The sequence below is a fragment of the Rossellomorea vietnamensis genome, from assembly GCF_025398035.1.
Classification (GTDB): Bacteria; Bacillota; Bacilli; order Bacillales; family Bacillaceae_B; genus Rossellomorea; species Rossellomorea vietnamensis_B.
Map to the genome: position 1 here is coordinate 803,432 of NZ_CP104558.1, position 20,426 is coordinate 823,857.

16 protein-coding genes are annotated in these 20,426 nt (G+C 42.8%); 2 read left to right on the forward strand and 14 right to left on the reverse strand.

Annotated features, from left to right (window positions below; translation table 11 throughout):
- Nucleotides 1-169 precede the first annotated feature (169 nt).
- The 4 genes from N5C46_RS04260 to N5C46_RS04275 form a co-directional block, all read right to left on the reverse strand.
- Nucleotides 170-2,539: a penicillin acylase family protein gene (locus N5C46_RS04260; protein ID WP_261752278.1), complete on the reverse strand. Its 2,370-nt coding sequence runs from the start codon at nt 2,537-2,539 to the stop codon at nt 170-172.
- Between the two features lie 141 nt (nt 2,540-2,680).
- Nucleotides 2,681-3,241 (reverse strand): MFS transporter, encoded by a 561-nt coding sequence (locus tag N5C46_RS04265; protein ID WP_261751061.1) that lies wholly within the window; start codon nt 3,239-3,241, stop codon nt 2,681-2,683.
- Nucleotides 3,238-4,680, reverse strand: coding sequence for an FAD-binding oxidoreductase (locus tag N5C46_RS04270; RefSeq protein WP_420720451.1), 1,443 nt, complete (start codon nt 4,678-4,680; stop codon nt 3,238-3,240). Before N5C46_RS04270 ends, N5C46_RS04265 begins: the two co-directional genes overlap by 4 nt.
- Before the next feature lie 129 nt (nt 4,681-4,809).
- Entirely contained in the window at nt 4,810-5,847 is a 1,038-nt protein-coding gene (locus N5C46_RS04275) for a class I SAM-dependent methyltransferase (protein WP_261751063.1), read from the reverse strand.
- A gap of 191 nt (nt 5,848-6,038) precedes the next feature.
- Here N5C46_RS04275 and N5C46_RS04280 point away from each other — a divergent pair, with 191 nt between their 5' ends.
- Complete coding sequence (locus N5C46_RS04280) at nt 6,039-6,485, forward strand: DUF4385 domain-containing protein (protein ID WP_261752279.1); 447 nt, start codon at nt 6,039-6,041, stop codon at nt 6,483-6,485.
- 41 nt (nt 6,486-6,526) lie between these two features.
- Here the strand turns inward: N5C46_RS04280 and mutL are convergent, their stop codons facing one another.
- The 4 genes from mutL to N5C46_RS04300 form a co-directional block, all read right to left on the reverse strand.
- Nucleotides 6,527-8,389, reverse strand: coding sequence for a DNA mismatch repair endonuclease MutL (gene mutL, locus N5C46_RS04285; protein WP_261751064.1), 1,863 nt, complete (start codon nt 8,387-8,389; stop codon nt 6,527-6,529).
- A gap of 12 nt (nt 8,390-8,401) precedes the next feature.
- Nucleotides 8,402-11,023, reverse strand: a complete 2,622-nt coding sequence (gene mutS / locus N5C46_RS04290) for a DNA mismatch repair protein MutS (protein ID WP_261751065.1) — start codon at nt 11,021-11,023, stop codon at nt 8,402-8,404.
- Nucleotides 11,024-11,186: 163 nt separating this feature from the next.
- Complete coding sequence (locus N5C46_RS04295; RefSeq protein WP_261751066.1) at nt 11,187-11,789, reverse strand: DedA family protein; 603 nt, start codon at nt 11,787-11,789, stop codon at nt 11,187-11,189.
- A gap of 132 nt (nt 11,790-11,921) precedes the next feature.
- Entirely contained in the window at nt 11,922-12,740 is an 819-nt protein-coding gene (locus N5C46_RS04300) for a hypothetical protein (RefSeq protein WP_261751067.1), read from the reverse strand.
- A gap of 131 nt (nt 12,741-12,871) precedes the next feature.
- Between N5C46_RS04300 and N5C46_RS04305 the strand changes: the two genes are divergently transcribed.
- Complete coding sequence (locus tag N5C46_RS04305) at nt 12,872-13,798, forward strand: VanW family protein (protein ID WP_261751068.1); 927 nt, start codon at nt 12,872-12,874, stop codon at nt 13,796-13,798.
- A gap of 33 nt (nt 13,799-13,831) precedes the next feature.
- Here N5C46_RS04305 and N5C46_RS04310 read toward each other — a convergent pair whose 3' ends face one another.
- The 6 genes from N5C46_RS04310 to N5C46_RS04335 form a co-directional block, all read right to left on the reverse strand.
- Nucleotides 13,832-15,187 (reverse strand): aspartate aminotransferase family protein, encoded by a 1,356-nt coding sequence (locus N5C46_RS04310; RefSeq protein ID WP_261751069.1) that lies wholly within the window; start codon nt 15,185-15,187, stop codon nt 13,832-13,834.
- Between the two features lie 21 nt (nt 15,188-15,208).
- Entirely contained in the window at nt 15,209-16,675 is a 1,467-nt protein-coding gene (locus tag N5C46_RS04315) for a CoA-acylating methylmalonate-semialdehyde dehydrogenase (protein WP_261751070.1), read from the reverse strand.
- A 161-nt stretch (nt 16,676-16,836) separates the two neighbouring features.
- Nucleotides 16,837-18,438 (reverse strand): PucR family transcriptional regulator, encoded by a 1,602-nt coding sequence (locus N5C46_RS04320; protein ID WP_261751071.1) that lies wholly within the window; start codon nt 18,436-18,438, stop codon nt 16,837-16,839.
- Nucleotides 18,439-18,499: 61 nt separating this feature from the next.
- Nucleotides 18,500-18,679 carry a hypothetical protein gene (locus N5C46_RS04325; RefSeq protein WP_261751072.1) on the reverse strand — a complete coding sequence of 60 codons (180 nt, stop codon included), beginning with the start codon at nt 18,677-18,679 and terminating at the stop codon, nt 18,500-18,502.
- Between the two features lie 16 nt (nt 18,680-18,695).
- The gene (locus N5C46_RS04330) at nt 18,696-18,905 is read right to left on the reverse strand and encodes a hypothetical protein (RefSeq protein WP_261751073.1); all 210 of its coding nucleotides are present in this window, start codon (nt 18,903-18,905) and stop codon (nt 18,696-18,698) included.
- A gap of 44 nt (nt 18,906-18,949) precedes the next feature.
- On the reverse strand, nt 18,950-20,422 hold the full coding sequence (locus N5C46_RS04335) for an NCS1 family transporter (protein ID WP_261751074.1): 1,473 nt from the start codon (nt 20,420-20,422) through the stop codon (nt 18,950-18,952).
- Nucleotides 20,423-20,426: the final 4 nt, after the last annotated feature.

Sequence of the window (20,426 nt, forward strand, 5' to 3'; positions counted from 1 at the left end):
AGACGGTTTGAAATCACATCTTGTCAGTATTTCCATTTACACCTGTCTTATTCAAAAACAACTTGCCATGGAGTGAATGTACCCTTTTCTTAACACTATAAAACGTAATGGCTGTAACGAGGATAATAAAACTGCTTAAAGGGAATTCCCTTTAAGCAGATTAGATTTTTTACGGTTTTAATATCAATTGATCTCCTTTCGAGCCTGCAAGTGAGGTTTTATGATAATCTCCATCTACCCAGGCGTCAATTTGATCTTGATACCATTCACTCTTGTAATGCCCCGCCTGTCCCGGGCCGACAATATGATAGCCGTTCTCCATATCGGAAGTATCGATCGCGAATCTCCATGAAGCTCCGTGATTCACGATACCTTCGTCATTATAACTTGCAGCTTCCACTGTGACCCTGCTCCCACCTACAGGTACAGGATCTTTTTCATTTAAGAACCTTTTTAAAATAGGGGAAGCGCTTGACAATGGATGTTCGAAGTAGACTCTATGGTACATTCCCCACTCCCATTCTTCTATGGAAAATCCATATGCTTCCTCAAGCTCGCTCAGTGCACCTCCAAGGGATTTAGCCAAAAATGTCTCGTATCCTTCTTGATCTGCAAACCACTCGGACTCCTCTCCTTTATGAGCTTTTCGCATGAGTTCATCCACAACACTTTGACGCCCTTCAAAGAGCTTCATCATATCATCCGGTACATCCTTTTCAAAAAGTCCCGTTGATATTTCGTTCATCCACTGATGAAAGATCAGGGGTGCAGCCAAATCTTTATCATCCAAATAATTCCATGATTTCAACACCTCAATGGCTTTCCTTTGATCACCATTCAATGAAACGGATTCCATATCCTTAATAAGGATAGGAACAAATTCCCGTGCATGTAAATTCAATTGATCCATTTGCAGTGCTTTCATATCAGAAATTGTCAGATCACTTTTTCCTTCTAAGTATTCTGAAATTCTCATATATCGATACGGTTGTGCCCAGTGATGACTGATATGGTAAGGATAATCATCTGTTACAACTTTATTATTCGCTGTTGCCACATAGCCTGATTCAGGGTTGATCACTTTCGGAAGTTCGTCAAAGGGAATGAAGCCCTGCCAGTCATAATCAGGGTCCCATCCTGGAACAGGCAGTAGCCCATCCCCTTTTTTCCTGATCGGAATCTTTCCATTTGCTTTATATGCAATCGTGCCATCTTTAGAAGCAAATACGAAATTCTGGGTAGGAACATGAAAGTCCTCCAGGGCTTTCTCGAATTCATCCCAATTCTTCGCTTTGTTAATATTGATGATGGCAGAAAGTTCAAGACTTGGATCCAGTGCTGTCCAACGCATGGCCAGCACCTCCTCGGCAGCACTTTGATGGGCAAATTCCGAAATCACAGGACCATGTCTCGTTATTGTCACTTTATATGGAATGGTTTCGCTATCCTTCACTTTAATTGGCTCTTGAATGATGGTTGCCTTTTCCCACTTCCCGTCATATAAAAATAGATCGGGATCGTCTTCGTTTCGCTTCTCTACATACAAATCCTGTACGTCAGGCCCAGTGTTCGTGACACCCCAAGCAATCTGTTCATTATGACCAAGTATGATCCCGGGAATTCCGGCAAAGATCACCCCACTTACATTGACTTCAGGTGATTCGAGCTGCATTTGATACCATATGGAAGGCGTCCCCAGTGATAGATGTGGATCATCTGCCAGTAACGGTTTTCCACTTTTCGTTTTATCGCCGCTGACAACCCAGTTATTGCTTCCATTAAATTCAGGCGGTATGACTGCTGAAGCGAAAGATTGCTTTAAATCAACCTGAGCCTCTCCAATATCTGAAAGAATGGTAGGTGCTTCATCCGGATAGGATGGAAACAAGTCATAAGCCTTTTCCTTCGGTAGATTAGCCAATGCCCAATACCTGAAGGCCTGGCCCTGCCAATGCCCCCCCAAGTCGAAAGCCATGTATTTCCCGATGGTCAAAGAATCAATCGGTGTCCATTTCTCTGGTTTGTAACCTAGTAGGGTGAATTCAATAGGAAGACTTCCCCCGTCTTTCGCCTCTTCCATATACGCATTGACTCCCTCGGCATACCACTCGAGAAGCTGCTTTGCTTCATCAGGGTAGGCTGTAAAGGATACCTCCGCTGCCCTCCTCAAACCAAATGTCCGGAAGAACTTGTCCCGATCAACCGCTTTCTCTCCGACGACTTCACTCAATCTTCCCGATGCCTGGCGCCTGCTTAGATCCATTTGGAACAAACGATCCTGCGCTTGAACATACCCTTGTGCCATATAAAGATCTTTTTCATTTTGAGCCTGAATATGTGGGACGCCATCTTTATCTCTAATGACTTTTACTTCCTTTGATAAGCCATTCAGTGTAATGGTACCTGATGTAACGGGAAGAGATCTCTCGATGTAATAATTTGCAAAGATTAATAGCCCGAGAAGGATAAACAATATACTTCCTGCCGTCCACACTGTTATTCTAAGACGTTTATTCTTTTTTTTATGCTGAAGCTCAATGCCTCCGTTCATCCTGATTTCCCCCAATATTATATATGGAATTTTCTGAAAAATATCCTTACCTCTATAATATTAGCCCTTTAAGAGAGTAAATCCTTCTCTTGTGCAGGAGAATTTTATCATGAAGGTTTTGCTATGCATCTAGTCAACCGACATGGTAACATCACGTTTCAATATCGACCCGAAAATAATAATGACGAGTCCACTAATCAAAAAGAAAAGCGAACAAGCATAGAATAAGAAATGGATTGTGAAATATTCCAAAATGAACCCTGTTCCCATCACTGCAATGCTTGAAAATAGAGCGGTCCAAAAGTGGTACTGACCAATGCTCTTCCCTCTAGAAGCATGTTCGGTCATGTCACTGATCACCACTTTCTCTGACGTCTTTTGCAAAGCGCCTAATATACCAAGTAATACCTGAATCATATATACCTCTTGAATTGAACTTGTAGAAGGGATGAGTAGAAAGAGGAAGCTCATTCCTATACTGTAAGCAATAAGAAGGAACTGTCCACCAATTAAGTCCGACAGCCTGCCTATGAATCGATGGCCGACTGCTGCGCTTAACGTGAACAATCCGTAAGCAAATCCAAAACTCGAAAAATCGCTGCCGATATTTTGAATAAAAAGTAAATAAAATGGGAATGACACACTCGCAGCTACCATTGCAAAACTTTGAGAAACAATTAACCATCTCATTTTCCATACACCTCATAAAATATATTCACGAACCGTTCATCTGGATCATACTGCCGCTTATATTGGAAGAATTGTTCCGCATTTGGGTAAGCCTCGTGTATTTGTTCATCTGTGGGATATTGATAGTAAGGGAGATAATAGCTTCCTCCATGTTCAATGGTGATGTCAACCATACCACGAACGGTATCTCCGGTCTGCTTTTTTTCCTTCTCACCCAATCCCTGATTAATTAATAGTACTAGTGCAAACATATCTTCTTTCGCATAGGATAATACTGCTTCTTCACTCTCATTCACATACCTCACTGTGATATTCATGAGATTAATGTCCTCATCAGCCAAGTACACCCGTAAATCATCGATATACTCTTCAAACTCATCAACTGGAACAAAATACTCTTGTAAAATATCTGTGTCGTTTTCACCTTTGTATTCTAAAAACTTTGATTCTGAACGCATCACATTATTTCGGGTTTCCAGATTACCATCGCTTTTAACAAAATATGATTTCTGCATATCCCAAAAGAGATTTTTCCCCCAGTCAAAATCTCTTGAAAGTCCAAGCGAGAATTTTGTTAAAGCAGTAAATTCATCTTTTTTCAGAATGTTGTAATCATTGTATTTATCTTGATGGGCACTAACCTTGTAATTAGTAACATACATATCTTGGAGAAATGTATCCGGAGCAGTTGATAATCGAGCTAAATGCATTTTTACTTTATCGTCTTTTAAAACGGTTTGATTAATATAATCTTCATATTCTCCAACGTTTAACTCTTCGGTCTCCAATACCAAAAGCTCATCAGATGTAAGTTGTAATTCCACATCCAGGATTACACCGAACAATCCATAGCCGCCAATGACTAACGGAAAATACTCTTCATTTTCACTTCTTGAGACGGTTATGATTTCACCATCAGGCTTTAACAGCCGGAACCAATTCACCGTTTCAATTAACGAGCCATTTCTTATATCCCTCCCATGGGCATTCACAGATAGGGATCCGCCTACTGTGAATATATTTTGCGATTGCATCACTTTCACTGAAAGTCCATGGGGATTTATTGCTTGTTGTATATCATTCCAAGTTGCTCCACTTTGCACATGAACAGTTTTATTAGATGGATCCACACCAAGAACTTCGTTGAAATCCGTCATATCCAATACCATCCCATCCGGGTAGTAGGTATGCCCTCCTTGACTGTGTCTCTTTCCCGCAATCGATACTTTAAGATTTTTTTCTCTTGCTTTAGAAATTGCCTCTACTATCCCTTCTTCTTGCCTACCTTTAACGATTTTATCAATTTTAGTTGGCATTAACCGGCTCACATCCGTAATGATGTCTTTCGAGTCTCTCTCATTCAATCCCCACTGAAATATCAGTATGTATGAGAAGACTATTGGAACAATTAACAACCATACCCTGATCTTACTCTTCACTCGGGCTATCATTCCATCTCCACCACCCTTACCTCTTTTAGTGTAATTTTACACTAAAAGAGGTTTTTTTCAATATAATTTAAAAAAATAAAAAGCCTTTGATTGAATTAATCAAAGCCTTTTTATCCTTTACCTTACTTTCGCAATAATCCCATTATGAACTTTGATATAGCCATGCTGTAAAATATCCACCCCATTTTCATACAAATAAAGCCCCATTTGTTCAACAGTCATCAATTCCCTGTACGTGTGGTTCATCACATCCGCCATCACTTCGTAATAGACTTTGGATTTAAGCTGAGCCCTTGGTGTAGTCAGGACCATGTATCCATTTGGCTTCAAAAATTTCCGGTGCCACTCTATCACTTCTGACTTATAATCATCGGGAAAATGTTCTAATAGCCCAACACTCAAAACGATGTCAAACTCCCTCCCGAACGATAAGTCCCTGATATCCGAGACGATGTATGTTGTCTTAAAGTCACCTTTATAATACGTTTTCAATCCACCTGTGGAGGGATTTGGCCCGAGGAATGGGTACGTTTCCGGAAATTCCCGATACCGGATATCACGACAAAACGAATCATAATCGACCATCACGATTTCACTGCCGGGATAAAGTGCTGAGAGTTGCATCGCTTCATATCCTTCCGCAGCCCCTAAAAATAATATTTTCGGCTTAACAACATCCAGTCCGCTGAATAAGGCCCTCTTCCCCCTGGGATCCCACACACCATCCTGAATTCTGTGCACATAATTCCAGAGATGCAGCCTGAGGTGATCACCTAATGCTTCCGCGGATTCTTTTATATTTAATTTCAAAGCATTCCTGACGATGCGATTTCTACTTTCCTTCGTTTCTGCAGGCACATCTTTCACAAACCATTCGTGGAAAGAGCGATTAAACATTTCCCATGAAGTATGGACGGGAAGTGATTTTCCATTTACTCTTTCCCAATCTTTTTTTTCTTTGGCAAAGGACGTCACCTCATAAGGCTTTCCAACGTCCTTCCAAGTTAACGTTGACCAATCCCTTACACCCTTCAACTTTACAAATTTATTATATTCCTTTTCAGAAAACTGCCTTTTATCCACTCGATGAGATGCCGTTAAATATGTTTCTTCCTGAACAGATTCATTGTTTAAAGATGTTTCAACTTCAATCATACTACTTCCCCCCTCCTAAAAAAGAGTGCTTACATCCTTTCTATATACATTAAAGAAAAGAATTAAAAATCCTCTTTTAGCATGTCATTTATCAAGTTACCATAATGTTATTATTGTAATTCTTCACAGGAACTTCTCTCCGTTTATCCCTAAGAGGATTATGGGTAGAAGGTAGTTAGGAGGTGAGGGTCATTAGTTTTAATTATGATCTTGATTTTGATTCCATTGATTTTCGTAAACACCCTGAAAAATACCGTGTAGGCCGCGGGGAACAAGGCGTTTTACTTGTAGAGCCATATAAGAGCGAAATCCTTCCAGAATGGCGTTTTAAAACACCGGATATTGCGGAAGAATCCTCAAGTACCATTTATCGCATGTTTCTTCAATATAAGGAGGAGAATGATTTTGTGGGAATGGATATGGCAAGGAAATTCCTACAGATGGGCTATACGAGGGCCAGAAGGTACGCCAATTATCCTGGGGGGAAAAAGTACGATAAGGATGGGGACATCAATGATCGAAAGATAGATGAACAGAAAGCTGAATCAGCCGCCATTTTTGAAGAGAAATGGAAATTGGCGAGAGAAGATGAAGATTATCTGACAAGAAAAAAGGAACATCAGAACAAATATGGTTGAATGGGGATGAACCTTGTAAAGGCTCATCCCCATTCATTCCATTACATAATCCGTTTAAACATTTTTTCCATTTCATAGGTGGAATAATGAATGATAATCGGTCGACCGTGAGGACAGGTGAATGGATCGCTGGTTCTTCTTAATTCATCCAGCAGCGCCTGCATATCCTCATTCCTCAAATGATGGTTTGCTTTGATGGATCCCTTGCAACTCATCATGATGGCTGCTTCTTCCCTGAGCTTTTTAATATCGACCTTGTTCATCTTGATGATCTGCTCAATCATCTCTTCGATGGTTTCCTGCTCTTCCCCTTTAGGAAACCACTGTGGATGGGCACGTACGATGAAACTGTTGTATCCGAAGTCCTCAAGGAAAACCCCTACTTCTTCAAGGAGAGAACGTGATTCATTGATCTTTATATACTCATCCGTGGAGAACTCAAGTGTAAGGGGAACAAGGAGTTCCTGAAGCTCTTTCGCGACCTGCCCCACTTTCTCTTTATAAAATTCATACTTTATCCGTTCCTGAGCCGCATGCTGATCAATGATATAAAGACCACGTTCATTTTGGGCGAATATATACGTACCATGCATTTGCCCGACAAGATAAAGAGTGGGAACCCTGAATGTTTCCTTTTCCTCGTCGATTTCTTGAATAGGTTGTTCCCGGGATTCTTCTTCGACAGGGTATCCTTGAAGAGGTTCTTCATTTGATACGATGCTGTCTTCCGCCTCAATGACAGGAGGCTGCGGCTCATACAGCTTCACCATCTCTTCTTTAGGCAGCAACGGCTCCCGGACGGAGTCACTGTTACCATATTTACCTTCTTGTCGCCTCGCCGCGTGATCGAGATTCATGTATGTCTGCTCCGACTTCGGCTGAGCCAGTTTAGGTGAGAGGGATCCTGACGGAATCAGTTCCTTTCCTTTAAACACCCTCTTGATTCCTTCCGTCACCAACGCATTGAGCTCTGCTTCCTTACTGATGCGGACCTCCATTTTCGACGGATGCACATTCACATCCACCAGGATCGGGTCCATCTCGATACTAAGGAGCACGATGGGATGCCGTCCGATGGGGAGAAGTGTGTGATAACCTTCCCCGATCGCTTTCGCCAGTGCATAGTTCTTGATGAATCTCCCGTTGATCATCGTCGAAATGTAATTCCTTGATGCACGGGTGACCTCAGGAAGGGATATGAAGCCTTTTACTTTAAAATCAAGGGACTCCACTTCGATCGGTACCATTTTCTTTGCTATCCCGACTCCGTAAATCGCGGCAAGGACCTGCCGGACATCCCCATTGCCATTCGTGTGCAAAAGCGATTTGCCATTATGGAGAAGCTTGATCGAGACAAAGGGATGGGCAAGGGCGATCCGGTTCACTACATCCGTTATATTTCCAAGCTCCGTATGAATGGTTTTCATATATTTTAACCGTGCAGGTGTATTGAAGAACAGTTGTGAAACTGTGATGTCCGTTCCTTTTCTGGAGGACGTGCTTTCAATCGAATGGACTTCTCCACCCTGGAGTTCAATACTCGTACCGGGACCTTCGCCCGTACTGGTTTTCAATGTGAAATAAGAAACAGAAGCAATACTCGGAAGTGCTTCTCCCCTGAATCCCAACGTCCGGATTCGGAATAGATCATTTTCGTCTTTGATCTTACTTGTTGCATGACGCTTAAAGGCTGTTTGGACATCTTCCTTCTCAATTCCGTCGCCATTATCGATGATGCGTATGGATTGTAAACCTGCTTCCTCGATATGAATTTCGATGACGGTCCCGCCTGCATCGATGCTATTTTCAAGGAGTTCCTTCACCACAGAAGCCGGTCGTTCCACCACTTCCCCTGCTGCAATTTTATTAGAAAGGGAATCATTAAGCTGAAATATTTTCACCACAATTCCACCTCCTTATTGCTTTAATTTCTTTTGGATGCCGTATAGCGTATTCATCGCATCCAATGGCGTCATTTCAAGGATATCCAATTTTTTTAATTCCTCTATACATTTCTTTTCTTTGGAATTCAGCTTTTCCTTCTTTTCCGATTTTTCAGCTCCAAAAAAGGATAGCTGGGCCAAATCTTCTTCACTTGTTTCCCGCTTTTCTATAAACGACTCCCTTGAAGCGGCTACTTCATTGGAAGATGAAGGCTCTTCCTTCCGTTCAAGCTCAAGAAGAATTTCATTCGCTCTCTGAATGAGGGCCTGCGGCAGTTCAGCAAGTTCCGCAACATGTATTCCATAACTTTTGTCCGCCGCACCCTCTTTGATTTTATGAAGAAAAACAAGTTTTCCATTTTGCTCCATCGCACTTACATGAACATTTTTCACTTTGGCCAACTCTTCCTCAAGAACCGTTAATTCATGGTAGTGAGTGGAGAATAAGGTTTTGGCCCCGATATGTTCATGGATGTATTCAATGATTGCCTGTGCCAGTGCCATCCCGTCATAGGTGGATGTACCCCGTCCAATTTCATCGAACAAAATCAGACTTTGTTGAGTCGCGTGAATGATGGCATTCTTGGCCTCAAGCATTTCTACCATGAATGTACTCTGACCGGAGATCAAATCATCTGCCGCTCCAATGCGGGTGAATACCTGATCAAATACAGGAAGATTTGCCTCACTTGCAGGGACATAACACCCGATCTGGGCCAGGACGCTCGTTAGGGCCACCTGTCTCATATAGGTGCTTTTACCGGACATATTGGGTCCGGTGATGAGAAAGACTTCCCTTTCCTCATCCATATAACAATCATTCGGAACATACTCCTGTGCACCCATCACTTTTTCCACCACGGGATGCCGTCCATCTTTCAACACGATTCTTCTTTCGTCATTGAAGACAGGGCGGGTGTAGTGACGTTTCTCGCTGACTGTTGCAAAGCACTGTAGAACGTCCAATTCACTGACAAGTTTAGCCAGTTTTTGCAGGCGCGGGATAAATTCCTTTACCCTTTCACGTATTCCAATGAATAATTCATATTCTAAATCCACACTCTTTTCATCAGCCTGGAGGATAAGGGATTCTTTCTCTTTCAATTCCGGGGTGATGAACCGCTCCGCATTGGTTAAAGTCTGCTTCCGTTCATATCGTCCCTCTTCCAAGTGCTGCAGATTCGCTCTCGTTACTTCGATGTAGTATCCAAATACCCGGTTAAATCCTACTTTAAGTGACCTTATTCCAGTCCTTTCCCTTTCATCCCGTTCAAGCTTCGCAATCCATGATTTACCATTTTTACTCGCGTCACGGTATTGATCCAGTTCTTCATGATACCCATCCTGAATCAAACTTCCTTCTTTTATAGACAAGGGAGGATTTTCGATCAATGCCTTTTCGAGAAGATCCGTCAACTCTTCACAAGGGTCGAGCCTGGCGACAAGTTCATCGGTTGCATCATTTTCCAGCGATTGGATCAATTGTTTTAACACCGGGATCTGTTGCAGGGATTTTTTCAACTGGATCAAATCACGTCCGTTTACATTTCCGAAGGCGACGCGGCCAGACAGCCTCTCGAGATCATATACTTCTTTCAGGCGTTCTCTCAGATCCTGCCTTTCAAAGAAGCGTTCCAATAACACCTGCACCACTGTCTGACGCTTTTCAATTACATGTTTATGAATGAGTGGACGATCGATCCATTGCTTCAAAAGGCGGGCACCCATCGCGGTCATCGTTTCATCCAACAGCCAAAGAAGTGACCCTTTCTTCCCTTTGGAACGGATGGTTTCTGTCAGCTCCAGGTTCCGCTTCGAATAATAATCCATTTTCATAAACTGGTGAAGCTGATACGTTTCAACGACTTGCAGGTGATCCAAACTCCTTTTCTGTGTTCGGAATAAATAATGGAACAGGAGTGAAGAAGCTTGGATGAGTTTCCCTTGCTTCAGTGGTTCCACGAGATGGGTGAAAGCATGTCCTGGATTCGATTCCTGCTCAAAGGATAAGGTAACATCGGTTCTTTCTTTGATCCTGCCCTGAATTTCATCAGAAAGATCAGGATGGATGACCACTTCTTTCGCCCCAATGGTGGCTAATTCATTCATCAACGCCTGGAGTCCTTCTAAAACGACCGTCACCTTGGTTTCACCTGTTGTAAGGTCACTATAGGCAAGTCCATACGTATCATCATCAAAAGCGGTGACGGAAGCAATATAGTTATTTTCTTTGTCATTCAGACCTTTCCCATCCATCACCGTACCTGGTGTAATGAGCTGGACGACTTCCCGTCTCACTACCCCCTTGGCTTGCTTAGGATCTTCGGTCTGTTCGCATATCGCTACTTTAAATCCTTTATCGATGAGCTGCTCTATGTAATTAGGAGCAGAATGATAGGGTACACCGCACATGGGGATTCGTTCCTTTCCGCCCCCATCACGGCTTGTTAAGGTTATTTCAAGTTCCTGGGATGCTTTGACGGCATCATCAAAAAACATTTCATAAAAATCGCCTAAACGAAAAAATAAAAAGGCATCCTGGTATTCTGCCTTTACTTGTAAGTATTGTTTTATCATTGGAGTATATTGTGTCATGGTTTCATTCAAACCTTTCCAAGTAAATCTGCTATTCTCGACTATTCATTATATCATACAGATCATGGTTGAAGCATGTAGTAGATTGAGGAAGCGCATGATGTCATGTCCTGTAATCAAAAAAAAATCCGCTTCCCATTTTCAGGAGCGAACTTTCCTTTATTTATTCAGCTTGCTTGGCGATAGTTGTTTCATCTTGTAAACAAGCGGACTTTGCTTTTGGTTTATACACGAACTTATATAACAGGTACCCAATCAGGAGCACAGCCCCTCCGATGAGAAGATAGGTCTGAATATGACTCATCAAGGATTGAACGGATTTCAAATTACCATTTTTCCCGACTATTAACATCGTGAGGGTGATCGGGAATATCCCTATAAAGGTTAATCCTCCAAATTTCCACTTATTCACTTTACTGATACCTGCAACATAGGAGACATAATTACCGATGCCGAGGGGTCTCGTAATCGCAATACTCCACAATCCACATTTCCGAAACCACTTCTGCCCCTTTTCAATTTTCTTCGAACTGGTTTTTTCCTTGATTTTATCCTTCAGTTTAAATCCGATACCATAAGGGATGAAACTAAAAATGGTATAGATGGCACTGCTGGTGAGCGCTAATATTAATAGCTTCATTGGGGATGGATCCAAAACGTATCCATAAGTCAGCGTCACAAGGGCGCCTGGAAAAGGCAATGAAGACGCTTCAATGGCATTTCCAGCGAATAACCCCCACATTCCCAACTCCTTAATTAATTTCATGACAAACTCCAACATCGGTCTTTCCCTCCACGATTCATTTATATACTCTTTTCCCTCTTTCACCTAATGAAAACTCATATAAAGGATAAGATTTCACCCACTGGAGGGAATTAATGTTAGCTGATTCGTACATTAATCAAATTCATCAGTGAATGTTGGACCATCTATTTGCCATTGATCCTCCAATGAATCCCTGTGTAAATAAAAAACAGCATCTTTTTCCCCCTGTGAATGATTGGACCTGATCCATTTCACCTTAAATGGTACTTTCATCGCCACAAGAGCAGGCAAGTCCTCAATGGGGAGTATAGATCTTTGGGTAATCCGGAAATGTTCCACCGAATCAAGTACCTTTTTAATTGAACGATTGTTTCCTGTCATTATTTTCGAAAGAAGTCCTTCATCGTGCTGATTAATGGCAATCTCAAGTACACTGATCAATTCATATGGATCCATGCGATACAGGAAACGGTCCAGTTCCCCACCTGCTTTCAATATCATGACTTTATGGGCCAGGTCAGGAGTGGGGGTCTTATGCGTCGTACTTCCGTAGAAATGGACACAGAAGTGCCCTGGAAAATGATTTTGGAGTGCTCCGGCCCCATGAGGCATTCCATTCATGGAGGCAGAGATGAGCTGGTCATGAACCAGTACCAGAATGGCACGACGATCCCAGCTCCACTTTCCCCCGTAAATGGCTTTCATTATTTTCGTGTCTTTTTCTGTGACCGGCTGCACATCCGCATGTTTACTTCCTGCCCTTCTCTGCACGTTGAAAGACAATCCTGTATCTATATCTATAATCGTAAAATAAGAGTGGTTTGGAATGATTTCCTTTACTTGTTCCCATGGAAGTACCTCTACTTGAAAACTTGGAAAGGCAGCGGCCGATTTTCCTCCAAAGGCAAGGAACATTGACAGGACGATTGTGAATCTCATCATAAAAAGCATGTACGAAACCTCATTTTTTTTCTTAGTTTTGGTCACCTTATTGGCGGTTCATTCGCTCAATTTTTGGAAATGACAGTCGAACATGAAATAGCTTTTTTATACGGATACTACCCATGAAAGGGAGGATTCGTATGTTTTTGCTTAAACTGACCGCGATTGGTCTGTTAGTGTATCCGTCAACGGGAAGTCATGATCACTTACATATCCAGTCATCAAATCACACACCCATTTCGGTTGAACGCCACTACCTGGAGGTACCATTACTGGATGAACCATTAATGAATGAAAAACACTATGAAGATGTTGTTTCACATATCCAGAATAGGGTCTACACCCCTCCGCATAATGCCTATATAAATGAACATAACCGGATCGTACCTGAAGAAGCCGGATATAAGCTTCATGAAAGGAAATTCCGTGGTCTGGTCGATGGTTTCTTGTTATCAAAGGGATCGAGAGTGATCGAACCTCCATTGTTGACCTTATATCCAAAGGTGGACAGTGAAATCCTCGCTCATATACGTACCCAAAAGATCGGGCAGTATGTTACGTTCTTTAATAGACATAATGAAGAACGAACGCAGAATATTACCCTGGCAACCAAAAAAATCAACAATACGGTGGTGTTTCCAGGCGAAGTATTCTCTTTTAATGGCGTGGTCGGAAAAAGAACGAAAGAAAAGGGATATAAAAAAGCCCCAGTCATTGTAAGAGGGGAACTTTCAGAAGATATCGGGGGCGGTATCTGCCAGGTATCATCAACCTTATATAATGCGGTGGATCAAGCGGGCGTAACCATATTGGAAAGGTATCACCACTCAAAACGAGTGCCATATGTCCCCAAGGGCAGGGATGCCACCGTGAGCTGGTACGGACCCGATTTCACCTTTAAAAATGCTTATAATCAGCCTCTTCTCATCCGGGCAAAAGTTGCAGGTGGGCAAGTGATCATAACCGTGCATTCATCTGATCTTATCAATGTAAAAAAACGAAAGGTCCCAAGCGCCTCCCGGGAATTACCCCAGGAAAAACAAGTCGATCATTCCATACAAAATTAAAGGCATCTGCACTTGCAGACGCCTTTAACCTGATTATTTAAGGTGTTGAATCCCCTTGATCACTGTCGATACCAGTCGTTCCAGATCTTCTTCTTCGATGTTTAGCGGAGGTGATATTGTCAGGACATTGTTGAATCCTGCCACGGTCGCACCATTTTTTCCGATGATGACTCCATTCTGCTTACAATATCCTATGACTGCGTTAACTTTATCCAGTTCCAATGGATCCTTGGTATCCTTATGAGTCACCATCTCAATTCCGATCAATAATCCCTTTCCTCTGACATCCCCTACATAAGGGTGATCCTGGAGGTGATTTTTCAAGGAATTCAATGTTTTTTCCCCCAGCTCTTTTGACCGTTCAAAAAGTCTCTCATTTTCCATGATTTCAATGTTCTTCAAAGCCAGCGCACAGGCTGCAGGATTTCCACCGAATGTGTTGATATGACGGAAGTAATCATATTCTTCAGATCCCTTAAAAGCTTCATAGATCTCACGCTTTACAGCAGTGGCGGATAACGGAAGATATGCACTGGTGATACCCTTGGCCATTGTGATGATATCAGGCTTCACGTCATAATTCATAAATCCGAATGCCTTTCCGGTCCGTCCAAAACCACAAATCACTTCATCTACTATTAAAAGAGCACCGTGCTTCACACACACCTCTTTGGCCGCCTTCATATAGCCATCCTGGGGCATGAGGATTCCTCCGCCTGTAATAATAGGTTCCATGATCAATGCAGCGACCGTTTCACTTAGTTCCCATGTCATGGCCTGGTCAATCGCCTTCACTCCTGGAAGGTCGCGGGGATTCCCCCCTGTCACTTCATCGCGGTATGCGTCGGGAGGAGCAATATGGTGAAACCCAGGCGCCAATGGTTCATACTTGAATTTACGCTGAGCCTGCCCTGTAGCAGCCAGGGCCCCCATGGAATTACCGTGATACCCTCTATACCGGGAGAAAATTTTATATCTTCCGTGCTCACCGTTTTGTTGATGATATTGGCGGGCGATCTTAAAGGCCGTTTCATTGGCTTCAGATCCACTGTTGGAGAAGAAAATCACATATTCATCACCAAGTAGTTGATTTAACTTCTCTGCAAGTTCAATGGCCGGCTGATGGCTTTGGGTAAGAGGAAAGTAAGCCATTTTCTTGAGCTGCTCGTAAGCTGCCTCTGCCAACTCCTGTCGTCCATACCCAACGTTAACACACCATAATCCTGCCATACCATCAAGATACTTCTGTCCATCCTGATCAGTTATCCACGACCCTTGAGATTCCGTCACAACCATCGTTCCCTCGGGATTATATGGTTTCATGGAGTGCCAAATGAGTTTCTCGTCCTGCTCTAACCATACATCTTGAGAGTGACCTGCTTTTACCATGAAGATTCCCCCTAACCCTTATTAAAAATCAAATCGAGAAGTGATCATTTTCTTCCTAGTATAGAAATTTACTCCGTCCTTTCCATTTACATGCATATCTCCATAGAAAGAGTCTTTCCACCCTGAAAACGGGAAGAATGCCATTGTCGCAGGAACCCCCACATTAATACCCAGCATCCCTGCGTCTGCTTCCTCCCTGAACTGGCGGACGGCGCCGGCGTCTTTCGTGTAGATCGTAGCCCCATTACCGTATCTTGACTGGCGGATGTAATCCAGTCCCCCGTCCAGATCTTCAGCTCTTAAAAGGCTGAGGATAGGTGCAAACATTTCTTCTTTTGCAATCGTCATTTCTGGTGTCACATGGTCAAAGATCGTTGCCCCCAAGAAGTTCCCTTCCTTGAAATCTTCCATCTCTTTACGGCCGTCCCTAATGAGTGACGCTCCTTCCTGTATGCCTTTTTCTATATAACCGAGAGTCTTCTCCCGATTTTCCTTTCGAATGACGGGAGTTAGCAGTACTTCCTCATCCATCCCGTCCCCTATACATAATTCGTCTGCCTTTTTATTTAAAGCCTTTACAAACTCTTCGTTGTCTCCAACCACCACTACTGCACTGCATGCCATGCATCTCTGTCCTGCACTGCCGAATGCTGAACTGATGATATGTTCAGCCGCTTTATTGAAATCCGCATCGGGCATGACAATATGATGGTTCTTTGCCCCTGATAGTGCCTGCACCCTTTTTCCTTGTGAGGCGGCTTGTTGATATACATATTTCGCAACAGGCTGGCTTCCGACAAATGATATCGCCGCAATGTCCTTGTTTTCCAGTAAGCCATTCACCACATCGTGGGCACCGTGCACCACGTTGAAGACCCCATCAGGCATTCCCGCTTCCGTTAACAGCTCTGCAAGTCTATTGGCTAAGATCGGGGTTCTTTCAGATGGCTTCAATACGAAAGTATTTCCACAGGCGATGGCAAGGGGGAACATCCATAACGGGACCATCATAGGGAAGTTGAAAGGAGTAATCCCCCCTACAACACCCAGTGGATAGCGGAACATTTCGGAGTCGATATCTTCCGCTATCCCACTGAGCGTCTCTCCCATCATGAGGGTGGGTGCTCCGCAAGCGAATTCCACACATTCCAGTCCACGCTGTACTTCACCATACGCTTCTTTGAATGATTTTCCATTCTCCTGCACCACCAATCTGGCCAGTTCATCGTGATTGTCTGAAAGCAATGTATGATATTTATACAGAATTCGGGCACGTTTCGGCACCGGGGTCTTTTTCCATGTTTCTGAAGCAAGCTTCGCAGCTTTTACTGCCATTGCCACATCTTCTTTAGTAGAGATCGGCACCCTCGCAATCTCTTCATTTGTGGCTGGATTTAAGACTTCCAATGTTTGTGAGCTGAGGGAATCCACCCACTTACCCCCAATGAAATTTTTTAATACTGCTACATCTTTTTTTATTACAGTCATATTCAGTTCCTCCTTATTATTTTTTAAAAATATCCCCGAAGAAGTTCAGAACTTTCTGCATACTCGATAATTTCATTATGAAAGAAAACGTCAGGTCATTCATTAGACATTGTGTAACATAACCAGGGATTCCCGCTGGACACTATTTCTGAAAGCTGTCTTTAATGTACCTTTGTCTTCTTCAATAAACTTTGAGGCTGCAAATATTCATGAGCCGCCAATAGAAATTCGATGGTCACCCGTTTATCCGATCTCATAAAATCTTCACCAAGCATATCTTCTATTTTCTTCAGTCGATGATAGAGTGTTTGTCTCACAATAAATAATCTTTTGGAGGTTTCTTGCTTTGACCCCTGACAAGCCAGGAAAACTTTAAGTGTTTTCAATAAATCCCCATCGTGGTCCCTGTCGTATTTTATTAACGGGGAAAGAAATTCTTCTATCATTTCCCACATGTTTACATTCTCGTTGACGATTGAAATCAATCTGAATAAATGAAGGTCATCAAAGAAACAATAATGGTCTCCTCCATCGACTTTCGTTCGAAACGCAAGGGTATCCTTAGCAGTTTCATAGCTTCTATGAATATCCATCATCTCGAGCTGATATTTACCTGTGGCAAATACTGCACCTGACGACTTTCTGAAAAATCCTGATTTTAAAATCTTTTCATAAGCACTGATCAATCGTGCCTTCCAATCACCGGTTCTCCGGGTATCAAGGAGAATAAAGACTAAATCATGATCGATCCTTTCGGGCACCACTTTGAATCCATATTGTTCAAATATGCTTTTTGTTACTAGATTGAAGAAGGTTAAATCAAGCATTTCTTTATCAGCCAGTGTATTCGTCTTGCAAATACATACGACACCACCGTGGATCGATACGTTTAGTTCATCCATGAAAGCGGCAAGTCCATCGTATGATTGATCTCCTTTTAACCAGGACATGATCCATTTTGATTCTTCCAAGCGTTTTTGTTCATCAAAATACAATTCCCTCATCCAATATTGAGCAAGGGCGGTGGAAGTCCGGTCAAGTATCAGCAGCTCATATTCACTAAACGGATGATTGTACCGGCAGATGTAAAGCTCTGCATACTCCTGATCAAATAGGATGACCTTCGTTGTAGCAACGTGATGATCTTTACTGTCTTTGCTTTTATAGTAGTTTTGCAGGAAGAGCTCTTCTTCAGACGAACACATTAAGGGATGAACCTTAACATCTTGTTCTTTCAATTGAAAAAGTACCGGTACATTTAATTCTTTATGTAATACTTGAAGGATATCCCTGCAGTGCTTGACTGACAGCAGCAACTTATTCAGGTTCTGAGCATAGAAATCAAGTTTCTTGATCATCTCATATTGCTGATTGATGATTACGGCGTGTATATCCTGAGTGATACTGACAAACGGGACTTCTTTTTCAAAAACAATGATGGGGAAATCAAATTCATCCGCCCACTCCAATACAGCTGCCGGTATGGTAGAGATATTCGTATCAAGTTCGATACAAAGGGCCGCTGCACCACAAGCCCCCAACTGGTGAATCAGTGATAGGAAACTCCCTTCCTCCTTCAAGGCAAGACCAGTTGAAAGGATCAATTCATTCCCGTTAAGAAGATTTTTTATGGAAGTGACTTCGACAATGTGTACCCATTTTACTTGTCTGGAGAGACCTCTGTGTCCAGCTATCACCTTAGCGTGTTCAAAGTACTTTCTTTCCAGGATATCTTTCACTGAAAAATAGAAATGACTTTTCATCCTTCTCTCCCTTTTGTTTGGCGTAGTAAATGGAGAAAAAAGGATTGGCAGGACCAATCCTTCACTCCTCTTCAGTATGGGGGATTGCAAACTGTATCTCCTCACCCCACCACTTCACTAATTGTTCTTCCGTCAAGTGATTCGAAGACAAGACGGATAATACCCAATGTATGAATTCATCCGTCGTTTGCATGTTTCCGGGGGCAACCGTCAATTCTTTGTCTACGGGCAGATCCCTCATGCCGCTCGGCCCCCTTTCAATGATGTGTTTGAAATAATAGATTTGAAAAATACTTTCGTGCATTCGCCGTTTTCACATGCAAAGTGGCGCTTCTCTTATTTTCAGTATGTTTAAATACAACAAAAGCCCCACTGAGATTTTCAGTGACCTTTTCTATTTTAAAACCCTTTTGCAGAAGAAAATCAATCTTGTCTCTTTCGCTTAAAAACTCTTGATAATCGGACATTTCGACACCCTTTCATCATCCTATTTGCTACCACTTTCGCCCATTCAAGAAATACTTGTGCCTGTTGGGGATTTTTCGATAACGTTTTCCTCTGCTTCTTCAATGATCCAATCACGGCCTACCGACATTCCCAGATACTTCTCATCACTGGGATCGGAGAGTTCTGCCTGCTCATACTTCTTGAACCACCAATATTTAGCCAAAACGTAATAGCAGAGGGCTCCTATACCAAATCCAACCAGAAACGAGAAGTTAGGAACGAAATATGAAGCGACTGCCCCAAGGATCCATGATATGAAGCCAGCAAGATTGATACCTTTCATATAGCTGAATTGTCCCCTGTCTTCATATAATGCGGGGACATTGACCCGGCGTTTTCTTATAAAATAGTAATCTGATATCAAAATTCCCACGATGGCGGATAATATCCCCCCCACAAACAGCAGAACGGGAATGATGATATCGAAGAGGTTCCATGGCTGTACAATCGTCCCCACGACCCCGGCTGTTAACACACCGGCCCAAAAAGGAAATTTGGGTCCCCCTACATTTGAAAAAATGGTGGCTGCAGGGACTATATTGGCCGCAATATTCGTAGACCATTGTGCCAGGACGATCATCAGGAGCAGGACTCCTAAAACAAACCCGCTTGCCGCCTCCTGAAGGGCAACTACAGGATCATAATTCAGTACGGCAATATACGAAATACCGCCGATTAATACCATAAATGCCTGAGTAATCGGTAGGGCTATAAGATTACCTATGAGTGCACTCCGGTTTCTCTTGAACCAATTCCTTTCATTGCTTGGAGCCTTCATGAAGCGTGAAATGGAAGGAATATCTGCTGAAAGTGTTGCCCAAAATCCCATATTACTAAAAATCACAACAAGGAAAGCAGTGAATGTGGCTGCCCCCGTCACCGGACTTTCAACCCAGCTCCAGATATCTCTTCCCTGGGAGGCTGCGGAGTCTGATAATGAAGAATACATCCATACGGAGATGAGAATGATGACTGGGGCGGCAAGGTCCGCAAAACGTTCCACAGCTTTAATCCCAAGTGCCGTATTCACCAATTGAAGAATCGCAAAAATCATGAAGCAAACAAACCAATTATCAAAACCTGATAATATATTAAGAATTCCGTTCATCGCGGTAGCCCCGAAGTATGTGTTGATTCCGAACCACATGGAAGCAGCCAGGCCGCGGACCACGGATGGAATATGCGTCCCGATCGTTCCGAAGGGTGCTCTCATGTATACAGGGAAGGATACACCATGTTCAATCCCTATATCGCCTGTTAAGGTAATAAATAATCCAATGGCAAGGGATCCTATGATGGTGGCTAAAACAACAAGGGGTAATGGTAACGACACGACGCCTGCCCCACCGATTGCGAAGGTTGCAAGGACGACGACCATCCCCACCCACATAAAGGAATAGCCAAGCTTTGTAACTTTCCTTTCACTTTCTTTGATGGGTAATAAATCGGGAGACTTTAAATAACTTCTTTTCAACATGAAC

Coding starts and splice junctions, on each gene's coding strand:
- N5C46_RS04330 (WP_261751073.1), bottom strand. CDS start 18,905: ATGTCCGATTATCAAGAGTTTTTAAGCGAAAGAGACAAGATTGATTTT.
- N5C46_RS04305 (WP_261751068.1), top strand. CDS start 12,872: ATGTTTTTGCTTAAACTGACCGCGATTGGTCTGTTAGTGTATCCGTCA.
- N5C46_RS04265 (WP_261751061.1), bottom strand. CDS start 3,241: ATGAGATGGTTAATTGTTTCTCAAAGTTTTGCAATGGTAGCTGCGAGT.
- N5C46_RS04300 (WP_261751067.1), bottom strand. CDS start 12,740: ATGCTTTTTATGATGAGATTCACAATCGTCCTGTCAATGTTCCTTGCC.
- N5C46_RS04320 (WP_261751071.1), bottom strand. CDS start 18,438: ATGAAAAGTCATTTCTATTTTTCAGTGAAAGATATCCTGGAAAGAAAG.
- N5C46_RS04295 (WP_261751066.1), bottom strand. CDS start 11,789: ATGAAATTAATTAAGGAGTTGGGAATGTGGGGGTTATTCGCTGGAAAT.
- N5C46_RS04335 (WP_261751074.1), bottom strand. CDS start 20,422: ATGTTGAAAAGAAGTTATTTAAAGTCTCCCGATTTATTACCCATCAAA.
- mutS (WP_261751065.1), bottom strand. CDS start 11,023: ATGACACAATATACTCCAATGATAAAACAATACTTACAAGTAAAGGCA.
- N5C46_RS04325 (WP_261751072.1), bottom strand. CDS start 18,679: ATGAGGGATCTGCCCGTAGACAAAGAATTGACGGTTGCCCCCGGAAAC.
- N5C46_RS04315 (WP_261751070.1), bottom strand. CDS start 16,675: ATGACTGTAATAAAAAAAGATGTAGCAGTATTAAAAAATTTCATTGGG.
- N5C46_RS04310 (WP_261751069.1), bottom strand. CDS start 15,187: ATGGTAAAAGCAGGTCACTCTCAAGATGTATGGTTAGAGCAGGACGAG.
- N5C46_RS04275 (WP_261751063.1), bottom strand. CDS start 5,847: ATGATTGAAGTTGAAACATCTTTAAACAATGAATCTGTTCAGGAAGAA.